At 41.9% G+C, this 20,633-nt stretch carries 18 protein-coding genes; 4 read left to right on the top strand and 14 right to left on the bottom strand.

Annotation, left to right across the window (positions count from 1 at the left end; genetic code table 11):
• Both I3252_RS13345 and I3252_RS13340 read left to right on the top strand, forming a co-directional pair.
• On the top strand, positions 1-2,716 hold a 2,716-nt coding region (locus I3252_RS13345; protein ID WP_238035576.1), incomplete at its 5' end, for a YadA-like family protein.
• Between the two features lie 92 nt (positions 2,717-2,808).
• Entirely contained in the window at positions 2,809-3,273 is a 465-nt protein-coding gene (locus I3252_RS13340; protein WP_238035575.1) for an outer membrane protein assembly factor BamE, read from the top strand.
• A 339-nt stretch (positions 3,274-3,612) separates the two neighbouring features.
• On the opposite strand, the gene I3252_RS13335 is transcribed toward I3252_RS13340, so the two are convergent.
• From I3252_RS13335 to I3252_RS13300, 8 genes are all read right to left on the bottom strand, one after another.
• Positions 3,613-4,203, bottom strand: coding sequence for a recombinase family protein (locus I3252_RS13335; RefSeq protein WP_238035574.1), 591 nt, complete (start codon positions 4,201-4,203; stop codon positions 3,613-3,615).
• A gap of 549 nt (positions 4,204-4,752) precedes the next feature.
• A complete protein-coding gene (locus I3252_RS13330; protein WP_087813587.1) occupies positions 4,753-5,115 on the bottom strand; it encodes a DUF3817 domain-containing protein in 363 nt (120 codons plus the stop codon).
• A 245-nt stretch (positions 5,116-5,360) separates the two neighbouring features.
• Positions 5,361-6,068, bottom strand: a complete 708-nt coding sequence (lspA, locus tag I3252_RS13325; RefSeq protein WP_045448075.1) for a signal peptidase II — start codon at positions 6,066-6,068, stop codon at positions 5,361-5,363.
• Positions 6,069-6,209: 141 nt separating this feature from the next.
• Positions 6,210-7,490, bottom strand: a complete 1,281-nt coding sequence (ccmI, locus tag I3252_RS13320) for a c-type cytochrome biogenesis protein CcmI (protein WP_045448072.1) — start codon at positions 7,488-7,490, stop codon at positions 6,210-6,212.
• Entirely contained in the window at positions 7,487-8,056 is a 570-nt protein-coding gene (locus I3252_RS13315; protein ID WP_045448069.1) for a cytochrome c-type biogenesis protein, read from the bottom strand. Before I3252_RS13315 ends, ccmI begins: the two co-directional genes overlap by 4 nt.
• The gene (locus I3252_RS13310) at positions 8,053-8,709 is read right to left on the bottom strand and encodes a DsbE family thiol:disulfide interchange protein (protein WP_173240336.1); all 657 of its coding nucleotides are present in this window, start codon (positions 8,707-8,709) and stop codon (positions 8,053-8,055) included. The genes I3252_RS13315 and I3252_RS13310 overlap by 4 nt, the downstream gene beginning before the upstream one ends.
• 6 nt (positions 8,710-8,715) lie before the next feature.
• A complete protein-coding gene (locus I3252_RS13305) occupies positions 8,716-10,764 on the bottom strand; it encodes a heme lyase CcmF/NrfE family subunit (protein ID WP_058368779.1) in 2,049 nt (682 codons plus the stop codon).
• Positions 10,765-10,885: 121 nt separating this feature from the next.
• Entirely contained in the window at positions 10,886-13,102 is a 2,217-nt protein-coding gene (locus tag I3252_RS13300; protein ID WP_198333361.1) for a heavy metal translocating P-type ATPase, read from the bottom strand.
• 142 nt (positions 13,103-13,244) lie between these two features.
• Here I3252_RS13300 and cadR point away from each other — a divergent pair, with 142 nt between their 5' ends.
• Entirely contained in the window at positions 13,245-13,655 is a 411-nt protein-coding gene (gene cadR / locus I3252_RS13295; RefSeq protein WP_060492340.1) for a Cd(II)/Pb(II)-responsive transcriptional regulator, read from the top strand.
• Between the two features lie 148 nt (positions 13,656-13,803).
• Here cadR and I3252_RS13290 read toward each other — a convergent pair whose 3' ends face one another.
• Both I3252_RS13290 and I3252_RS13285 read right to left on the bottom strand, forming a co-directional pair.
• On the bottom strand, positions 13,804-14,526 hold the full coding sequence (locus I3252_RS13290) for a CHAP domain-containing protein (RefSeq protein WP_011513678.1): 723 nt from the start codon (positions 14,524-14,526) through the stop codon (positions 13,804-13,806).
• Between the two features lie 805 nt (positions 14,527-15,331).
• Positions 15,332-15,982 carry a DUF411 domain-containing protein gene (locus tag I3252_RS13285; protein ID WP_011513677.1) on the bottom strand — a complete coding sequence of 217 codons (651 nt, stop codon included), beginning with the start codon at positions 15,980-15,982 and terminating at the stop codon, positions 15,332-15,334.
• A gap of 239 nt (positions 15,983-16,221) precedes the next feature.
• Between I3252_RS13285 and lnt the strand changes: the two genes are divergently transcribed.
• Positions 16,222-17,790, top strand: a complete 1,569-nt coding sequence (gene lnt, locus I3252_RS13280) for an apolipoprotein N-acyltransferase (protein ID WP_238035573.1) — start codon at positions 16,222-16,224, stop codon at positions 17,788-17,790.
• Between the two features lie 186 nt (positions 17,791-17,976).
• Here lnt and I3252_RS13275 read toward each other — a convergent pair whose 3' ends face one another.
• The 4 genes from I3252_RS13275 to parA form a co-directional block, all read right to left on the bottom strand.
• Positions 17,977-18,903, bottom strand: coding sequence for a cation diffusion facilitator family transporter (locus I3252_RS13275; protein WP_087813585.1), 927 nt, complete (start codon positions 18,901-18,903; stop codon positions 17,977-17,979).
• Positions 18,904-19,148: 245 nt separating this feature from the next.
• Entirely contained in the window at positions 19,149-19,343 is a 195-nt protein-coding gene (locus I3252_RS13270; RefSeq protein ID WP_140412949.1) for a hypothetical protein, read from the bottom strand.
• 356 nt (positions 19,344-19,699) lie between these two features.
• Positions 19,700-19,909, bottom strand: a complete 210-nt coding sequence (locus I3252_RS13265; RefSeq protein WP_045448060.1) for a plasmid partition protein ParG — start codon at positions 19,907-19,909, stop codon at positions 19,700-19,702.
• Between the two features lie 3 nt (positions 19,910-19,912).
• Positions 19,913-20,551 (bottom strand): ParA family partition ATPase, encoded by a 639-nt coding sequence (parA, locus tag I3252_RS13260; RefSeq protein WP_198333365.1) that lies wholly within the window; start codon positions 20,549-20,551, stop codon positions 19,913-19,915.
• Positions 20,552-20,633 lie beyond the last annotated feature (82 nt).

Here is a 20,633-nt window from a genome sequence, read left to right as displayed (position 1 = left end):
TGGTGTAGAAGCAGGTACTGATGCAAAAGATGTCGTAAACAAAGGTCAATTAGACGCTTTGGCAGGGCAACAGACCGCAACAGACAATGCAGCGGTTAAATACGACGACGCAACGACTAAAGACAAAGTAACTTTAGGTGGCGGCGCTACAGGTACAACCCTTAGCAATGTTAAGGCTGGTGATATTTCTGCTACCTCAATGGATGCTGTGAATGGCGGTCAGCTGTTCACAACCAATCAGAACGTGGAACAAAATAGCCAAAACATCACAACCAACAGCAATAACATTACGGGCAACACCACTGATATCACGACCTTAAAAGGTGGCTTTAGCTTACAGACCAATGGTCAAAACGGCGCTGCAATCAAAGCGGGTGATACAGTTGATATTGGAGTGGCTGAGCCAACCGATACGAACTTGACGGCTACTAAGACAGGCAACAATGTTGCGTTTGCTTTAAGCAAAGACTTGCAATTAAATAGTGTCACTACCGGCAATACGGTGATTAATAACGCTGGTGTAACCACAGACAAAGTGACTGTGGGTAATGTTGTGATTGATAAAACCACAAATAAGATCAGTGGTGTAGAAGCAGGTACTGATGCAAAAGATGTCGTAAACAAAGGTCAATTAGACAACCTAGCCGACGGCGCTGTGCAATATGAGCGCGATCCTATTACGAACGCTATCAATTACAACAAAGTCATTTTAGCAGGTACGCCTGCCGTCATTGGCAAAGATGCTAATGGCAATAACATTGTCATCAGTGGCGGCACTAGTCTTGGCAATGTAGCCAATGGGGTAAAAGCCTCTGATGCGGTGAATAAAGGTCAATTAGACTCAGCGCAAAATGCCCTAACGAATGCAGGCTTAAGCTTTGCAGGTGATAGTGGTACGAATGTTAAGCGCAAACTTGGTGAGACCTTAAATATCACTGGCGGCGCAAAAGCTCCCTTAACGACTGGCAACATTGGTGTGGTTGCCAATGGTAAAGATGGTCTACTCGTGCAACTTGCTAAAGACATCGATCTTGGTGCAGATGGCAGCGTGAAGACTGGTAACACAGTGACCAATAATGAAGGCGTTAAAGTAGATGACGGCAAAGGTAATAGCACTACTATTACTACTGCTGGCACCAATGTTGTCGATGATGAAGGCAACAGCGCTGACTACACTGCAACGGGTTCTGAGCTGGCTGATAAAGATGGCAACACCAATATCAGTACGGCTAAGGGCAATACCATCACTAACGGCGACAACGTGACCACCATCACTGGTAAAGGCACTAATGTCGTTGATAATGCAACTGGTAACAGTGCTGACTATGGCGCTAATGGCTTTATTGCCACTGACGCAGCAGGTAACACTACCATCTTTAACCAAGGCGGTGTCAGCTTCATTGATGGTACAGGTATGCAGACAGGCCCAAGCATCAGTGTCGGTGGTCTTAATGCTGGTGGCACGGTCATTACCAATGTAGGCGATGCCGTTAAAGCAACAGATGCTGTGAACAAAGGGCAGTTAGATAAAGTTACGGCAGAAGCTAACGGTAAAACGGATGCTTTAGGCAATAGCACAGCAAACAATCTAGGCGGCGGCGCAAAATATGACCCAGATACGGGTAAAGTAAGCGCACCTTCTTATAGCTTAGATAATGGGAGTGTGAATGTAAACAATGTAGGCGATGCGCTAACCAACCTTGATGACCGTATTACCTCAAACACTGACAATATCGCTGATCTGGCTGCTGGTAAAGCAGGTCTCGTTCAGCAGCAAACTCCTACTGATAGTATTACGGTAGGAGCTGCAACCGGTGGCACTAGTGTTGACTTTACTGGTAAAGATGGCGACCGTCTGTTAACGGGTGTGGCTAACGGTACCGTAGCGGCTGGATCTAATGATGTCGTAACTGGTGACCAGCTAAACAACACTGCCGATTCTATCGTAAGCGTTATCGGTGGCAATGCCAAAAATGAAGGTGGGGTTATTACTACCACAGACATTGGTGGCACTGGTAAAAACACCATCGACGATGCCATTGCTTCTCTCAAAGACGGTGAGAATGCATCGAACGATAACATTCAAGCCAATACTGACAGACTTGACGCTGGTCTAAGCTTCGGTGCTGATAATGGTGCTGATATTAATAAGCCAATAGGCGATGGTACTGCACTTAAGTTTGAAGGTAGTGACAATATCACGACAACCACGACTGGTAGCGGCATTAAGTTTGATTTAAGTGGCAATATCAGCGTAGATAGTGTGACGACTGGCAATACCACGGTTAATAATAATGGCGTAAGCATCAAAGACGGTCCAAGCATGACGGTAGACGGTATTTATGCTGGTAATAAAACCATTACTGGCGTGGCGGATGGTATCGAGGTTAATGATGCAGTCAATCTTGGTCAATTAAATGCTCTTGACCAGAGAGTTAGCAACAGCGTCAATGAGCTGGGCTACAAGATTGGTGAAGTTGAAGATGGTGCTAATGCTGGTATTTCAGCAGCCATGGCGATGTCTTCACTGCCACAAGCTTATATCCCTGGTAAATCAATGATAGGCGGCGGTGTCGCTACTTATAACGGTCAAAGTGCCGTTGCCGTGGGTATCTCAAGAGTTTCTGATAATGGTCGTTGGGTAATTAAAGCAAATGGTACAGCAGATACGCAAGGTAATGCTGGCGGCGCAATTGGTGCAGGCTTCCATTTCTAAATCTCGTATCGTTACATTATTTGATGACAGCGCCTGTCCGCAAATGGGCAGGCGTTGTCAAATTACTCATAACATATATTAAGGAATGAATAATGAAAAAATATCTATGCCATTATGGCTTATTGGCAACGATCGCATTGCTCTTCACAGTATCTGGCTGTGCGCAAAAAAATATAACGCCAACTTGGCATTTGACACCTGGCGCGCAAAAAGGCTCTGTGAACCCTGATGACTTAGTATTCCCTGATACTAATAAAGCCTGGCAAAAAGGCGGCACTATCGTTAATCACCAAGATATCGCCAAGATTAGAGTGGGAACCACGAAAGACGAGCTGTATAAGTTAATCGGCACGCCTCATTTTAGCGAAGGTTTTAATGCTCGTGAATGGGATTATATTCTAAAATTCTATGACGCTAATAACACAGTAGAAACGTGCCAATATAAAATCATCTTTGATGACAGCTATGAGGGCAGAATACGCGACGATGAATTCTTCGCCACTGAGTTTTATTGGCAGCCGGCATCTTGTGGTAAATACGCACAGTTTAAGCGCTAAATAGATGTAACTGACAGTTCAGGAAGCAAAACATTTTATGTTTTGCTTTTTTCATGCTTGATATTTTTCTTTAAAATGGTTTAGTGGCATAACAAAATTGGACAGCTAGTGAAAGGTTATGCTAACCCAAGTAAGGAGTATAGTAATTGTTGATGGTATTAAGTGATTATAATCAATCTTTAATACCTCACTACTGAACCGCCCCGACTTTATCGGAGGTAGATTTACTTGAGTTAGGCTGCATGATTAAAAACTTCCAAGTTGGTTCTTATGTATCTAATAATATCGTGTCTATAAAAAAGACAAACTGTTATTTAAAATACCTCAACTATTCAGCTATTAGCCCTGCTTTAACACTCGATAAACCGTAGCCACCCCAACACCAACCGCCTTAGCAATCTCCTCTTTCGTCATATTGTTTTGACTGGCCAACTCTCTAATACGATTATGTTTCACTGTATTGGCTTTCTTACCTGTGGGCTTATAACCACTATTCGCTAACCCCTGCTTAATACGCTCTCTACGCTTATCGTTATCAAGCTTTGCCATCGTTGCTAACAAGTCGATCAGCATATGGTTAATCACTGTTAGGATCTCACCTGTCATGCCCTTACTTACCGTATGCGTAGTTGGTAGATCAGCTACCACCAATCGTAAGCCCTTGTCTTTGATGCGCTGCTTTAGAATCGCAAAATCATCTTGAGATAGCCTGCTTAATCTATCCACACTTTCGACCAGCAGAATATCGCCTTCCTCAGCATCATTGAGTAACAGAGTGAGTGCTGGTCTATCAAGCTTCGTACCACTGAAATGCTCAACGTACTCAACAAGGTTATCGTTATAGCTTTGGCTAAAGCTAATCAAGTCAGACAAGGCTCTCTTAGCGTCTTGATCCTTAGTGCTGGCTCTCACATAAATACGAACGGTCATAACGCCACCTATATTATTTAGACTTAATAACCAATGTTCATTGATAATAATAAGATATTACTATCATTTAATATTAATAACAAGTCTAATGATAGATAGAGTATCGTTTAGAGTTTTTATTTTTTAGGTATAGGCTAATGATAGGAAAAAAGCACAGCAGCCAGTCTTATAATTCAAAAGTCTGTTATAGATGGTTCCATGCTAACAGTCTGCTTTAAGTAGTCTGTTAATAGGTTTGAAAGGTAAAATAACTGGTTTCCTTGGGGTATACCCTACGATAACAGGAAATCCATCGCGGATGACAAAACCTGTTTAGCTTTTAAACAAGACGGGTTTGTCGATAGTATGTAAGATAAGTTGGAAAAGTAACTAGAGTGTAAGACTATTCATACTGGGTCTGAATCAAAGTTTTATTGTGATTAATTTCTGCTCAATATTATTCATTTGTCGCCATGATGAGTGATGGCGGCTTGTAATTTAGTTAGGAAAAATAATCTTGAGTAATAATATACGTTTGTATCATTTGTATCATTTGTAGCAGAGCTTGTTCTAGGCTTCTTTACTTACACTTTTCTGTAAGTTATTTTTTAGTAAATGATCGAATATAAATGGGCCAAAAGGTAAGAGTGAGCCGAGTACGCCCGCAGGTATTGCCCAAAGAGGCATTTTCATTTTGATAGCTGAGCCTATAAGTATTATGATATAGGTAATAAACAAAATACCGTGTGCCATACCGATGTATTTCACACCTTCTGGAATATCCAGCATATATTTTAGTGGCATGGCGATGAAGAGCAATAATAAGAAAGAGGTGCCTTCTAGGTAGCCTATAAGGGTAAGACTTTTTAACGCGGTCTCTTGTTTTTTTCTAAGGCTGTGAATTTTTTCAATAGTTGGCTGAGCCTGTGACACTATATTTTCCTTTTGTTATTATCAATAAAGAATTTATGGATTATTCAATGTCTCTATAATAATGGCTCTACGCAGAGCTTTTAAGTATTGGGTTTTAAGACCTAAAATGAGTGAGTACCTATACCAGTCATACATTACCTTCCAGTTCACATTTTATAAACATACTCAAGTATAAAAAGTATTTTTCCGTATAGAGTGACTACGACGCTAGTTCATTTTGTTTGTGATAATCGGCATCAATGTGCTTATTTATTACGCTTACTTTCTAAAAATATCATGTCAATTATAATCAATGCGACACCGACACAGACACCTATATCTGCAACATTGAAAATAGGATAATTCCAGACATCAGCATAATGCACATGGATAAAGTCAACCACTTTACCAATTCTTAAACGATCGATTAAGTTGCCAATCGCACCACCGAGCATTAAGGCTAACCCCATGGACAATAGCTTGGCTGCACGTGGCGCTTTGATTAAATAAACCGTTAAAAAGATAGCCATTACAAAAGCTAAGCCTGAGAAAAACCATTTCTGCCAACCGCCAGCGTCGGCTAAAAAGCTAAATGCTGCCCCATAGTTATAAGCGAGTGTCCAGTTGAGAAATGGTTCAATGACCGGTACGGGGTCATTGAACGCTAATTTGGTTTGGGCCAACCACTTAGTCCATTGATCAAGTATTAATACCATTATCGCCAACAAATACCAGATAAAAGCGCGACTGCCATTGGCAACCATTTTTGGCATTTTATTCAACTTACCTTTAGGTGTTATCGAGTTGCCTGAGGTTACGTACATAGCTTTAGGCGTATGATTCATGGTTTTAGAGTCAATTGATTGATGAGTACTACTCACAGCTATAGGTACTTTATTGTCAGCAATATTAGTACTAGCCGATTCAACGCTATTCAATTTAGTACTATCTAATCTGTCGGTAGATTCAGTCATAGTTGTTTTCTTTATCTGTGTTTATACAATGAACAATGTTAAACGTATATGTTTTTAGTATACGACTATTAATAGCGCCACTTTTAAAAACGGCTCCACTTACCGCTCTGGTATTATGAAACTTACGGTAATAATTTTTTATTAGGGAATCTGTTGATTGATTTCAATATTAACCTGAGTCTGTTCAGCACTAATCACTATCGGATTACCCGATAAGTCGCCTGACTCTGCTATGGCATTACCGCTATGACTAATACGAGCAACGACTGCTAACTGAGTTTTGTCACTACGAGCTGAATTTAACGTGCGATCTGGCATCATCGCATCAAGATTGCTTAAGCGGATACTGGCCTCACCTTGCTCAATAACACTAATGGGTAAACGTTTGGCGGCAAACGGTGGACCTCCTTTAACGTCACGTATCGCAACAAACAACACATCATCAGCTTTCACTAACGGTAATAAATTAGCGTTAATTTTCACTGTCACGTCAATACCTTCTAGCGCTTGCTTTTCTTGCGTGCTAACGTAGTTGCTTAACTCATCTAAGCTTGCTAAAGCTTTAGTATGATCACCTGGTTTGGCCACAATGCTGCCTTGTAAGCGTTTAATCCAACCTTGCGCTTGGGCAAAGTTACTACTACGAGTCTCACCCATTGCCATGAGCATTTGAGCCCGTTCATGCTGCGGATTCTTAGCTAATATAGCTTGTAATACACGGCGAATATTGGCGTCTAACTGACCTTCATTAACGAAAAAGCTAGTCTGAGCATAAGTGGTGGCGATTTCTTCATTTTCAGGAGCTAAACGATAGGCACGAGATAAGGCTTCCAGCGCAGAATCAGTTGCCTCCATAGATAAGAAAAGCTCGGATAGGCGCATCCAGCGATTAGGATCATCAGCATTACGATGAACATTGGTTTGCATGGCGCTAATCAGTTGACGACCATCTTCAAACGCCCATGATGGCGGCTTGTCAATTTTAGCTGTCAATAGGTCGTCAGCCACTTGTCCTACTTTGTCCTCAGCTGTCCACAAATCAAACACGGGCGTACGATTGCCTATTAGTAAATACGCCATTGCAGCCAATATTGGGATCCAAGCTGCGACAATTAAACGGCTTTTGACATCAGGGGTGACCATAGGTGTTATCTGACGCTGCGCATCTAATAGCTGACGCTCAAGCTCCAGCTTTTGATTTTGATAATGGCTATTATTAATAGTACCGCTGTCTTTATCTGTTTGTAGCTCAGCTAAACGTTCGCGAAATACTGCAACATTAATATCTAGCAGTTGATTGTCTATTGGTTTGGACTGCAAACGCGGTGCTCGTAGCCATGGCATAATAGCAATCAGCGCAAATATAAGAGCAATCAGCAAGCTTAGAGTTACAAATAAGCCAAAAGTAGAAAATAGAGTCATTTTTTGTCCTCTAGGCTAGTAATGTCGTGGTCGACACTCTCAGCTTGCGATAATAGACGATCAAGCTCAGCCTTTTCCGTAGAGGTCAAGGCAGCAGTACTGTTCACTGTGACGCCGCTTTGACCACGGGCAACAACTTGGCGACGCTTACTTTGCCAAAACCAACCAATAATTAAGACGAGCAATAATAGTGGTGGAAAAAACCATAGGATCCATGTTGATGGTCGCATAGGCGGCTTGTAGCTAATAAAGTCACCGTAGCGCTCTTGCATATAGACGCGTATTTCAGCATCACTACGTCTATCTTTAATTAAATCATAGACTTTTTGCTTTAGATCCTGTGCAATCGGTGCATCAGAGGCTGCAAGGTTTTGATTTTGGCATTTTGGGCAGCGAAACTCTTCTATTAATCCACGATACTGAGCTTCTTGCTGTGGTGAGTCAAAATCGTATACGTCAATAGCTGCGTTTGCCGTCATGTTAAGCAGACACGCTAGTATTAAGCTTGCTAGTTTTAAAACTATATTGGGTTTTAGTTGAGGAGCTCTTATTCGAATAACGTTCATTTGCACATCTCCTCAACCTGAATGAGATCAGGACTATCGTTGTTCTTATTAGCCTCATTAAGTACGGTCAGGCACGGCTTAACACGCTGTTGCCAATTGGCTTCATTAACCTCACCAACAATATGCTGACGAATGATGCCATCTCCATCCACAACAAAGGTTTCGGGCGCACCAGTTATGCCTAAGTCTAGAGCAAACTGACCCAATGAATCCTGAATAGACATAGAAAATGGATCACCGCCTCGGTTTAAGTAACTGAGCGCATTACCAATCTCATCCTTATAATTCACACCAACGATATCAACGCCGCGCTCTTCTAGTTGCATTAAAAACGGATGCTCAATAACGCAAGTTGGGCACCATGAGCCCCAAACATTAAGTAAAAACGGCTTATCCGGCAAATTATCATTGGTGATAGTACGGGTAGTATCTGCTAATAACGGCAGCTCAAAGGTAGGAACCGGACGCTCAAGAGCGGTATTGGTCACAATGTCTGTTGGTTTACCTAAGCGCATGTACAATATAACTACCAAACCAAAAAAGAGGATAAGCGGAATTAAGAACCATAGCTTCGTCTGCTTTTTTTTCATTGTCTTTGGGTTACGCTGCTTACTGTTTTGGCTATCTTTTTGCTCAGGAGTATTATTCGACATAGTCATTTATTTCTCCTTTAGTGTCGACATCGTCGATGCTGAGATTGCCTGTTCAATAGCTACCTCATTGACTCCATCAGTAGCCAGATCACCAGTAACTAGCAATGGAGCTTTAACTTTTTTGATGCGGTATCGTTTATCAAGCATGCTAATTAATCCACCTAGAGCCATGATAATTGCCCCTAACCAAATCCAGCGAATTAATGGTTTTACATAAATCCTTAATGCCCATTGGTTACTACCATCGGCAATAGGTTCGCCCAGTGCGACATAAACATCGCGCATAAGATTGGGGTCAATAGCGGCCTCAGTTGTTGGCATAGTGCTGATAATATACGTACGTTTTTCAGGATATAGCGTTGCCACTTCTTGGCCATTCTTAGTCACTACAACCTCAGCTTGCGTTGCATCAAAGTTACTCCCCTTTATTTCAAAAAATTCAGTTACTTCAAAATCGTAACCTTGAACATTGACTGTATCGCCAATACCCATTGCTACGTCACGCTCAATACTCAAGCTACTAGTAAAGGCTATGCCAATGACAGCAACCAATACGCCAATATGAGCAGTCTGTTGACCCCAATAGCTCAGACGCAACTGCCGCAAACCGTTAAAAAGATTAGGCGCATTCTTAGTTTTATCTTTAAAATCAACTGCCATCCATAGCAGTACCCAAAAGCTAACGGCTAAAGTCACACCAATATTAAGCATAGACGATGGATTAACAAAGTAAGTAATAATGGCGGCTAATACTAAGCTACTAACGGCGATGACCATGCCTATACCCAGTAGTGGACGGGTGTCTTTTTTCCAGCGAATATTTGAGCCCATACCCATAGCTATTAATAACAGCCACGTTAAAGGTACAAATAATGCATTAAAATAAGGAGGGCCGACGGACACTTGTCCTAAACCAAAGGCATCAGCGATAATAGGATAGAGGGTGCCGAGCAACACCACTAAGGTTGCAATCAAAATGATGGCGTTGTTGATCACTAAAAAGGACTCACGTGAAATCAGCTGATATTGACTTTCAACGGTTAAACGCCAACCGCGAACGGCAAACATCAATAGACCACTACCGATGATAATGCCAAGAATAGCTAAGATAACCAAACCACGCGTCGGATCAGCGGCAAACGAATGCACTGAGGTAAGGACTCCAGAGCGTACCAGGAACGTGCCAAGCAAGCTTAAGGCAAAGGCGAAAATAGCCAGCATGATGGTCCATGCTTTAAACACCCCGCGCTTTTCAGTGACTGCTAATGAATGCAGCAATGCTAAGCCGACAAGCCAAGGCATAAACGAGGCGTTCTCTACCGGATCCCAAAACCACCAACCGCCCCAGCCAAGCTCGTAGTAGGCCCACCACGAGCCCAGTGCAATACCAATGGTCAAAAATCCCCAAGCCGCGAGCGCCCATGGACGTGACCAGCGTGTCCAAGCAGCATCTAAACGCCCTTCCCACAATGCCGCCATACAAAATGCAAAAGGCACTACCATACCCACATAGCCCATATATAACATGGGCGGATGAATAATCAGACCGAAATCTTGTAGGACGGGATTTAAATCAGCGCCATCGACCGCTAGATTGGGTAAGGTACGCTCAAACGGTGACGAGGTAAATATCAGCATTGTTAGCATCATTAACTGTACACCGGCCAAAATAACTAGTACCCGCGCACGCATTGATAACGGCAAGCCGCGACTAAAGTATGATACCAGTGCACACCATGTGGCCATGATGGTCATCCATAGCAGCAAAGAGCCCTCGTGTCCGCCCCATGTCGCCGATAACTTATAGTACCAAGGCAACAGCGTATTGGAATGCTGCGCGACGTAACTGAGGCTAAAATCATTATAATAAAAACCTGCTATCAAAGCGCCAAATGACGTTATCATGGCGGCAAACTGTGCCCAAGCTAAGCTAGGGGCTAGTCGTTGCCAAGCAACTTGGTTACGAATAACACCAATAGTTGGCAGAATTACCTGCAATAACGCCAATACAAAAGCGGTAAGCAAGGCAAAATAGCCCAATTCTGTAATCAACATACGGTCTAACCTTATTTACTCTAATGCGGTTGCAGTTTACTGTAGCGGTGGAATTTTTATTATTAGAACCCACCCCCGAAATCTGCTGCTATCTCTAGTTTTTAATTGATTTCGAAGGGTTTTATTTAACTACTTTAGGCGCAGTTACCATTGGAGGCGCTCCTTTAAAGCGCAGTAAACGTAACGCATTGAGAGTAACGAGCACTGTTGCTCCAGCATCAGCTAGAACCGCAATCCATAGTCCAGTAATGCCGAATACGGTCGTGATCAGAAAGACGCCTTTGAGACCTAAAGCGAAAATGACGTTCTGATGAATGTTGCGCATGGTGGCACGCGAAAGTGCAATCAGATGAGCCATGTCTGTAACCCGACTTTTCAATAATGCGATATCGGCCGTCTCAATGGCCACATCGGTACCACCACCCATCGCGATGCCAACATCAGCGGTTGCTAGTGCTGGCGCATCGTTAATACCATCACCCACCATCGCTATTTTGCTGTTATTCTTCATCTCGTTAAGCAAGCGCAGTTTGTCCTCAGGCAACAGCTCAGCTTCCCATTCCACGTCTAAATTACTGGCAAGTGCTTGAGCGGTTAAGCGGTTGTCGCCTGTTAGCATGACGGAGCGCACACCCATCGCTTTAAGTTGAGCCACACCTTCATGAGCGTCGTCTCGTAACTCGTCTCTTAGTGCGACCAATCCAAGCACTTCTCGACTTTGCTCATCGAAAAGAACTGAGACGGTCTTGCCCTCATTTTGCAGCGCCTCGATTTGTGCCTGTTGCTCGGCTGAAATTGATGCCTCATCTGCGGCATAAACAGGCGAACCGATAGCTAGCGCGCGCCCAGCGATAGTTGCGTGTACCGCTTTACCCGCAGTAGCAGAAGCTTTAGAAGCCACAGGTATGACAACTTTGGCGGCTTTGGCATGACTGACAATGGCTTCAGCAAGCGGGTGACTAGAACCTGTCTCCACACTGGCAAAGAGCGCCAATACCTTATCTTTACCTTGAGAACCCTGATCCTGAGAATCCTGACCTTGAACACTTGAATACTCTTGTGTAATGTCAACAACATCGGTCACGCGTGGTTTGCCTTCAGTTAAAGTGCCTGTCTTGTCAAAAGCGACTGTCTTCACTTGGCCGATGGTTTCTAAAGCACTACCGCCCTTGATCAGCAAGCCGCGGCGCGCACCGACCGCTAGACCAGAGGCGATAGCAGCTGGTGTTGAGAGCACAAGAGCACAAGGACAAGCGATCAATAATAAGGCTAGACCTCGATATAACCAAGTTGACCAATCTCCGCCCATGGTTAACGGTGGGACGATGATAATTAGGGCGGCAATAGCCATCACAGCCGGTGTATAGTAACGACTGAATTTCTCAATAAAACGGGCAGTGGGTGCTTTGGAAGCTTGCGCTTGCTCTACCAAATCAATAATGCGCGAAATAGTGTTATCGGCGGCTGTCTTTTCTACGCGCACTTGGAGCACACCATCGATGTTAATTGACCCTGCAAATACATTGTCACCCATCGTCTTGGCAACAGGAACAGACTCTCCCGTCACGGGCGAATCATCAAGGCTGGACGCACCTTGAACAATGGAACCATCAGCAGATACCCTATCTCCAGGACGCACCAGCACAAGGTCATTCACTTGTAGTGAAGTCGCTGGAACGTTACGCTGCCCACCTTGAGCATCAAGTAAAATCGCACTTTTCGGAACCAGCGATGATAAGGCTCTGATGCCAGCGCGAGCGCGATCAGCAGCGATACTCTCAAACAGTTCACCGATTGAGAACAAAAAGACAACCGCTGCGGCCTCTTCAGCTTCACCAATGATAAGTGCGCCAAGCACGGCGACGGACATCAGCGTTTCAATTGAAAAGAATGAACCTGTTTTAGCCAGTGCTAAGGCTTTGCGTGCAAATGGAAAAACGCCTACAATCACAGCGATGGCAAACACCCATATCCCATAAGCGGGGAACAGTAGTGACAGTGCATAAGCGCTGCCCATCAAAATACCGAGACCAACAACCTGTTTGCCTTTTTGAGTTTGCCACCACCGCTTATCCTGCGGAGCCATCTGATTGTCGCTGTCAATATCAATAGCCGATACAGTTTGTTGACCAGTATTGGCAGATATACCGAACCCTAGGCTTTTGATGGTTTTTTCGATATCACTAGCCTGAGTCGGCGCACCAGGGGCTAAATTTAGCTCTAGCGTTTCTGTAGCGAAATTCAGCTGAACATCAGAAACCCCAGGCATACGTTTCAAAGCTGTTTCAATCTTGCCGATGCAACTGGCACAGTCCATACCTTCAATATGATATTTCATAATAATTTACCCTTTGAATAATGATATTATGAACCCTCTAGTGGCTTTAGAGTCAAGGTTATTCATCTACAGTTTCGTAATTTTAATTTCTCTAGCGCCAGTCTTTACAGCCACTTTAATCATTTAAATCATAGAGGTTGTTATGACAATCAAAATTGGTGAGCTCGCTAAACGCACAGGTGCCACAGTGGAAACCATTCGCTATTACGAAAAGGAGCACTTATTACCTGAGCCTTCTCGCAGCGCAGGGAATTATCGTTTATATAATGAAGAGCACATTGAACGTCTACAATTTATCCTACACTGCCGTACGCTTGACATGGCTTTAGACGAAGTAAGAATCTTACTTGAATACTGGGAGGAACCTGATAAAGACTGTGGTGATGTGAACTCATTACTAGATAAGCAAATTTATGCTGTAGAAATACGAATGGAAGAATTGATGCACTTAAAGCAGCACTTGACTGTTTTGCGTCAGAAATGTGCAAGTAGTGCACCAGCAGTATCATGTGGCATCTTAAACGCGCTGGTCGATAATTCCTGTCATGAGTAATGATATCAGTAGTGTTCATTTCTAACTGATCAAATCATGAAAGGTTAAATACACCCTGATGTTAAGCACAAAAAAACCCAGCAATGATATTAAGATCACTACTGGGGTTGGAGGAAATAATAACTATGTTGTGCTGACTTATCAGGTCTTATTTATCATTCATAGCAAGGTAGATATTTCGATCTGATGCGGATGCGTCATCCACGTATTTTGAATCACGCCATGTGGTATAAGCATAGACACCACTGTATGGGCTGATGCTGTTCTGACGGAAATCAGAAATCCAGTTTTCGCCATCAAAGATTTGGATATGGCCATGTGGACGCTTTGATGAGCGATCATAGACAATAACATCACCTACTTGGGTTGGCATATCATTACTGATTTTGCTAAAACCTGCTTTATCAAGCGTGCCACGAGTGGCGTACTGATAGGCTGAAGGATTGGGGGTGAACTCATAACCTGCTGATTGTAGTGCTTTACGTACGTAACGGGCACAGTATCCAGAGCTACCAGATAGAGCCACTCGTGAAGCACGAGCAGCAGCGATAGCGGGGGCTGAATTGCTATCAGGAACTGTATTGACTTGCTGCTGTTGTTTTTCAGCGTATAAGCGGCTGTTTAATGATGAAAGCCGACTCTCTTTTTGCTTAGCCTGCGCACTTAGGTTGCTAATAGCTTGACTGATTTCGTCATTACTAGAAACATAAGCACCACTGCTAGTGCTATAGATGTTTTTTGATGAACCGTAGTTTGATGCCACAGAAGTATTGGTGATGGTATTATTTGTTTGAGAGATTGTGATAGCAGCACCACTCGTTTGTGCTATGCCCATACCCAGTACTGACAAAATCAATAAAGCCTGTTTCATAAATCTAATACCTACGGTTAATTCAAAATGGTCTGTTATCAACAACAGCGCAGTCAATTAAATTTCAACAACTCAAGTATATATACGTCATAGTGACTGATACTTCTGCTGCATATTATTCATATAAAAAATGATTATTGGCGATCACAGCACATCATTGAAGTCTTACGAAGCTGTTGCAAATCAAGCTGCTGGCCAAAACACAAAGCCGACTTTAGCATAGGCTGTTTAGCCTGTCATCACCCTTAAAAACCCCAAAAATACTTTTTTGATGTTGAAAAAATTGCTAATATTCCACATTTTACAATGTAAGTTTGTGTAACATATACAGAATATAGCTGACTAAATTGACAACAATTTCTACTGTTTTATAAGCAAAAAAACGTCTGAGGGTTAAATCTAAATTATAGATTTAACCCTCAGACGTTTTTTTATTGGATGAAGTAATTACCCTATATAGGGTCTAACTAATTATTAAGATAATATAATAATTTATAATATTAATATAGATATAGATGTTAATTCCCTACTGGCTTATGTAATATTACGTAATTGTTTCGATACATCCTGTATATTCTTGTATTAACCCTTAATTATTTATCTATTTTAAGGGTTAATAACCGATAAATCCGCTTACATTGTCATCAAAAGTTACAAATTCAAAGTTATTTTTGCTTTTAAAGTCGCAATAGCTAATGATTTTTTTGATGAAGAATCATTTTATAAGCAATAGAACAGTCTTATACCTGCCTCATTTACTTTTAACGCTAACACTATAATCAAAGTATTCTTAACTGCTAACACACTATAATTGCTGCTCTACCGATTCAATATCAGCATAAACTTGGGTCGTCCCGTCTTTATTGAGCTGCATAACCTGATAGGGCATGAATTTATTTTGATACTCCATACCTGGGCTACCAACAGGCATGCCAGGTACGGCAAGACCCATAGCTTGTACTGGCGGATTTTCTAAGAACTGCGCCATATACTTAGCAGGTACATGACCTTCAAAGACGTAATCATCAGTAGTGACTACAGTATGGCAAGAACGCATCTCAGTTGGAACGCTGTAGCGCTCTTTAAATACGGCTAAGTCCGCAACATCTTGCGCGGTTGCACTTAGACCATTATCTTCTGCATGACTTATCCATTCTTTACAGCAGCCGCAATTGGCATCTTTATAGACCGTAGCTGAGACGTTTTTTAGTAGGTCTGGTTTACTTACTGACCTTGTCATCATGTGAGCACTTTTAGCGTTTGGTTCATCTTCCTTTAAAGTGATAGCTGTTGCATTTTCGGTTGTTACTGATGTTGTGTTTGCATCAGATACGCCACTACTCGGTTGGCTACAAGCAAATAGTGATGAGGCGGCAAGTAACACCAGCGTACCACGCAACCCCTTAGACAGATGACGATTGAATATAAGACTGGATTTTATTTTTAAGGGGGTCATAGTGCTCTCTCATGTACTGTAGATATTGTGAGCTATAGAAGGTCAAGTAACACTTCATATCGTTTGGTAATGTAGCATAATAACCCATCAAACGGGGTACGTAAATTTATACATTGAGCAGTGCGGACTGGTATCATAAGCAGTTTTTATTTTGAAATGCTGCCTGTAGTATTAACGGGTCTATCTGAGTTTTGGATTTTGATTAAAAATTCAAGGCTCATAATTTTGGATAATTTGCGATGCACCTGTCTACTATTAGTCTACAAAAGCGTTTGAGTACTCACTTAAATCAATTACCGCTATGGCTTACGCTAGTAGCAGCATGGCTTGCAGGGGCTATTTTTTTATTTGCATTATCGCCTTATGGGTTCTGGCCGCTAGCAATAGTGTCACCAGCGATTTTATATGCGCTGTTGGTGCCAAATATGAGTGGTCGTCGCGCTTTTATTATCGGTGAAGCTTACGGTATGGGGCTATGGTGCGTCGGCGGCTTTTGGCTCTATACTGCTATCCATGATTATAGCGATACACCAACGTGGCTCGCATTGATTATGATTGGATTGATGGGTCTCGGTATGGGACTGTTTCATGGATTTTTAGCACTAGCCTTTAACCGTATGGTAGGCAAACAACCCTTTTCATTTGCTGCTCTTTGGGTGCTACAAGAATGGTTAAAAACTTGGTTATTCACAGGCTTTCCGTGGCTGTTTGTTGGTTATGCATTTACTGAAGAGTATTGGTTATCGTCCTTAGCACCCGTTGCTGGTGTTTTTGCCGTCTCTTTTGTTGCCATACTATTGGCTGCAAGTTTAGTAGAGCTACTGCTTCGGCGCAGTAGTTATGCCATCGTTTCTGTACTGTTATTAGCCATTAGCACATCATTATGGCTGGTCAATCCGCAATGGACAAAACCTAAGGGCACACCTGATCTGTCAGTGTCATTGATTCAAGGTAATATTTCACAAGATATAAAGTGGCTGACTAAGTATCAAGTAGAAACGCTAAAGATTTATGCGAAGTTAACACGCACTGAGTGGGGACGTGATGTTGTGGTGTGGCCTGAATCATCTATTCCTATGTTTCAGGATGAGGCTGCGGGCTTTATTAGTGAAATGATAGAAATGGCTAATGCGACCAATACGACATGGATAACTGGTATCCCTTATAAGGATAAAGCGGCATTCAATGCCAGTACGGATAAGTATCCCCCATTTTACAATAGCGTGATTGCTCGAGGTGTAGAAGCGGAAGGCCTATACAAGAAGCAGCGTCTGGTGCCTTTTGGAGAGTATATTCCATTTGAAGGCGTGCTCGATATTTTCCCAAGTTTGGCCGGTAGTCAGGATATTAAGAGCTATAGTCGTGGTAGTGATCAGCAGTCACCTCTAAAGGTGCGTGGACACAATATAGGGACGGCTATCTGTTATGAGGTAGCTTATCCAGATACCACGCGTAAAAATGCCATCGATACTGACTTTTTGTTGACGGTCTCTAACGATGCCTGGTTTGGCACTTCAGCAGGACCATTGCAACATTTGCAAATGGTACAAATGCGCGCGCTTGAGAACGGGCGCTGGTTTATTCGAGCGACCAATACTGGTGTTACCGCTATCATTAACCATAAAGGTCGTATTGTAGAACGCGCACCGCAGTTTGAGCGTACTGTACTACGTGGTGAGATACAGGCACGGGTTGGTAACACTCCCTTTATGCTTATGGGAAATTATCCTATCTTGATAATAATAACTCTGTTATTACTACTAAGCTATTTTGGCAAAGGTCTAACCACACTTAGAGGACGAGGGTAATAGTAAACTTAATTATAATAATTTAATCAGCGTAAGTTTTTTATTTTTTCTAGGTAACGTCCTAACGCACGTAAATATAAAAGTTTTAAACTATTGATCACATAAGAACTGATTGAAAAAATTATGTCGACATAAAGCACGCGCCTCATACTTAAAAAGAGATAGCTATATACGGTCTATCATCTTTTAGTTGATACTTTCATTTAATGCACGCGATTTTTGATTGTCATCTGCCTTAATACCAAATTCAATAGTTGCATGTTGTATATTCTGATGCGCCAAATCTTCCTTAATATTTTCTTTCATAATAAGAGTCTCTTCTAATGTCACATCGCTCTTCGGTACGATATGAACTGTCAGAGCATTCTCAGTGGTACTCAAGGCCCAGATGTGCAGATGATGAAAGTTTTGAATAAATTTATAGCTCTCTAAGATAGCAGTGATTTTACTGAGATCAACATTTTGAGGTACTCCGTCAATAGCAAGCTTGATACTCTCTTTTAGTAGACCCCAAGTCGATAACAGTATCACGACTGAAATAATCAAGCTAACTAGAGGATCAACGATATTCCAACTTGTATAGTAAATAATAATGCCCGAGATAACGACACCTACAGAGACCAATGCATCTACCATTAGATGCAAGAAAGCACCTTTAACATTAATATCGTCTTTTTGACCTTTGTAGAATGCAAAAGCAGAAACAGTATTTATAAATACACCTATTAGAGCTGTAATAATAATAACTTTTCCTGCAACTTCCGGTATGGTATCAAATCGACCCAAGGCCTCATACGCAATACCTATAACGATTGTAACTAACAATATGGCGTTAATAAGAGAAGCCATTATAGAAGCTTTTTTGTAGCCATAGGTATAAAGCGTAGTAGATGCTTTCTGTGCTAATTTCATTCCAATTAACGAGATTATTAAACTGGCAACATCACTTAAGTTGTGGCTAGCGTCTGCGATTAAAGCTAATGAATTAGTTGAGTAGCCCACTATGAACTCGATGAGCGTAAATGCAGAATTTAGACCAATTCCAATATAGAAAGCCTTATTCATATTTTTAGGGTTTGGAGCTTGGTGACTGTGGTTATCTGAATTACTCATAATTTACCCTTGTTTAGGTTGCTGCATTTTATTAAAGGTAGAAAATAATTTTATTGCATATCTTCTATATTGCACAGTCAATATTGCTCTAATACCGTAGACACACTTATTGTTATCAATAAACTGAGCCACAACTGGATTGTATGTCCTATCTCTCCTTGGGCGAAAAAAGCGGCTTTTACTGTAATCTAACTGGCTTACGTAAGCTTCTTATTTTCACGTTCAAGCTCTTTAGTATGTGTAGCTTAGTCTTGAATGTTGGTTAGTATGGTTTCATTAGTGCGCTTTTTATGACATGACCACAATGTTCCAAAAGTAGATTCTATTTTCAGTACTATAACTTGAATGGTTGACCACATAGAGGTGTAATCGTTTAATGCTTCAATCAGCATGCGAACGGCGCGTTTTTTAATCTCAGGAGTGTAGGTTTGTCTTTTCATTGTCGTATTCTCTCAGAAAGTTGAGTCTCCGACAATCTCGGGGCGGTTCAGAATAATGATGGGGCTAGAAGCCCCTTATATTTTGTGTAACTTAAATCGTTATTGAGTACGCTTTGATTAAGGGCAATATACCTTAGCACTGCTAACCGTTTTTGGTTCTATTATATGGTACTGATATAGGAAACAGTGCTTGTTTTGCCATGGGCATTTTTTTTGCAGCTTGCTTCTACGTCTGGCTTAAGAAAACAAGCATCTGATGATACTAGAAAGGTACACAGCGTTCGATGATATATATAGTTTTTTGAGTTTTTTATACATATCCTTTTTTTAGGTATAAAAAATCCGATTTTTTATATCTATCGTTCAACCAACTTTTCATCAATCATTTCAGTCAACAGCTCAGTAACCGTTTTTCGGCTTTCAAGCGCGTACCGTTTGAGCGCAATGTGTTTATCTTCATCTAGATTAAAATTCACGCGTACCGTCTTTTTGGGACTGTCCGTCACATCCGATAGAGCTAACTGATCCTTAACGTTCTTACTAGGGCGACCTGCTGATAAACTCATGACCTACTCCTCACCAAAAAATATTTGAATCTCACTGACCAATGCGGTTATCTCTTGTATCGCATTGCTATTAGGCGATTCGGTATCAAATACTGTCTTACCAAGGGCAGCACTATTAGGATAAGCAACTCGCTGCATCACTCTGGTCTCTAATACCGGAAGATTATAATCAAGCAGCGCGGTTGCCACCTCTTTACCAATATTGGTATTTTGAATGGCGCGTGATACGACAAAGGCCGCCTTTAGTTGGCCATCCATCATCTCAATACGTTGCTGTACTAAATCAACCAAATCACTGGTTGCCCAGATATCATAAGGACTCGGCTGCACCGGAATCAATATAAAATCAGCCGCCTTTATAGCAGAAATAGCCAGACTAGTAGCTTGCGGCGATCCATCGATCACCACGTAATCTTTATCAGAAACGCTTTTTAAATCTTTATCAAGTGTTGGTCTATCAAGCCCGATCACTGGTACCGGATTGTCTTCATCAACCGCTCTCCAGTCACGCGCACTGCCCTGCTGGTCGCTATCCACCAACAAAACACTATGACCTTTTAGTTGTAAGCCACGAGCCAAATGCGTTGCGATGGTAGTCTTACCGCTACCACCCTTTTGATTTAATACCGCGATTACCTTCATAAATACAGATCCCTGTAGTATGTATTGAGTATATAAGTATATAAGTATATAAGTATATAAGTATATAAGTATATAAGTATAT

It is taken from the genome of Psychrobacter sp. Ps4 (genome assembly GCF_022129285.1).
Taxonomy (GTDB): Bacteria; Pseudomonadota; Gammaproteobacteria; order Pseudomonadales; family Moraxellaceae; genus Psychrobacter; species Psychrobacter immobilis_A.
The sequence above is the reverse complement of the archived record's forward strand: the minus strand, read 5'-3'. Positions and strand labels throughout refer to the sequence as shown.

Excerpts from the sequence above, each read along its gene's own strand:
- lnt (WP_238035573.1), top strand. The coding sequence starts at position 16,222 with ATGCACCTGTCTACTATTAGTCTACAAAAGCGTTTGAGTACTCACTTA.
- I3252_RS13265 (WP_045448060.1), bottom strand. The coding sequence starts at position 19,909 with ATGAGTTTATCAGCAGGTCGCCCTAGTAAGAACGTTAAGGATCAGTTA.
- I3252_RS13300 (WP_198333361.1), bottom strand. The coding sequence starts at position 13,102 with ATGAAATATCATATTGAAGGTATGGACTGTGCCAGTTGCATCGGCAAG.
- I3252_RS13335 (WP_238035574.1), bottom strand. The coding sequence starts at position 4,203 with ATGACCGTTCGTATTTATGTGAGAGCCAGCACTAAGGATCAAGACGCT.
- cadR (WP_060492340.1), top strand. The coding sequence starts at position 13,245 with ATGACAATCAAAATTGGTGAGCTCGCTAAACGCACAGGTGCCACAGTG.
- I3252_RS13285 (WP_011513677.1), bottom strand. The coding sequence starts at position 15,982 with ATGACCCCCTTAAAAATAAAATCCAGTCTTATATTCAATCGTCATCTG.
- I3252_RS13275 (WP_087813585.1), bottom strand. The coding sequence starts at position 18,903 with ATGAGTAATTCAGATAACCACAGTCACCAAGCTCCAAACCCTAAAAAT.
- ccmI (WP_045448072.1), bottom strand. The coding sequence starts at position 7,490 with ATGACTCTATTTTCTACTTTTGGCTTATTTGTAACTCTAAGCTTGCTG.
- I3252_RS13290 (WP_011513678.1), bottom strand. The coding sequence starts at position 14,526 with ATGAAACAGGCTTTATTGATTTTGTCAGTACTGGGTATGGGCATAGCA.
- I3252_RS13305 (WP_058368779.1), bottom strand. The coding sequence starts at position 10,764 with ATGTTGATTACAGAATTGGGCTATTTTGCCTTGCTTACCGCTTTTGTA.
- I3252_RS13340 (WP_238035575.1), top strand. The coding sequence starts at position 2,809 with ATGAAAAAATATCTATGCCATTATGGCTTATTGGCAACGATCGCATTG.
- I3252_RS13315 (WP_045448069.1), bottom strand. The coding sequence starts at position 8,056 with ATGAACGTTATTCGAATAAGAGCTCCTCAACTAAAACCCAATATAGTT.
- I3252_RS13270 (WP_140412949.1), bottom strand. The coding sequence starts at position 19,343 with ATGAAAAGACAAACCTACACTCCTGAGATTAAAAAACGCGCCGTTCGC.
- parA (WP_198333365.1), bottom strand. The coding sequence starts at position 20,551 with ATGAAGGTAATCGCGGTATTAAATCAAAAGGGTGGTAGCGGTAAGACT.
- I3252_RS13310 (WP_173240336.1), bottom strand. The coding sequence starts at position 8,709 with ATGTCGAATAATACTCCTGAGCAAAAAGATAGCCAAAACAGTAAGCAG.
- lspA (WP_045448075.1), bottom strand. The coding sequence starts at position 6,068 with ATGACTGAATCTACCGACAGATTAGATAGTACTAAATTGAATAGCGTT.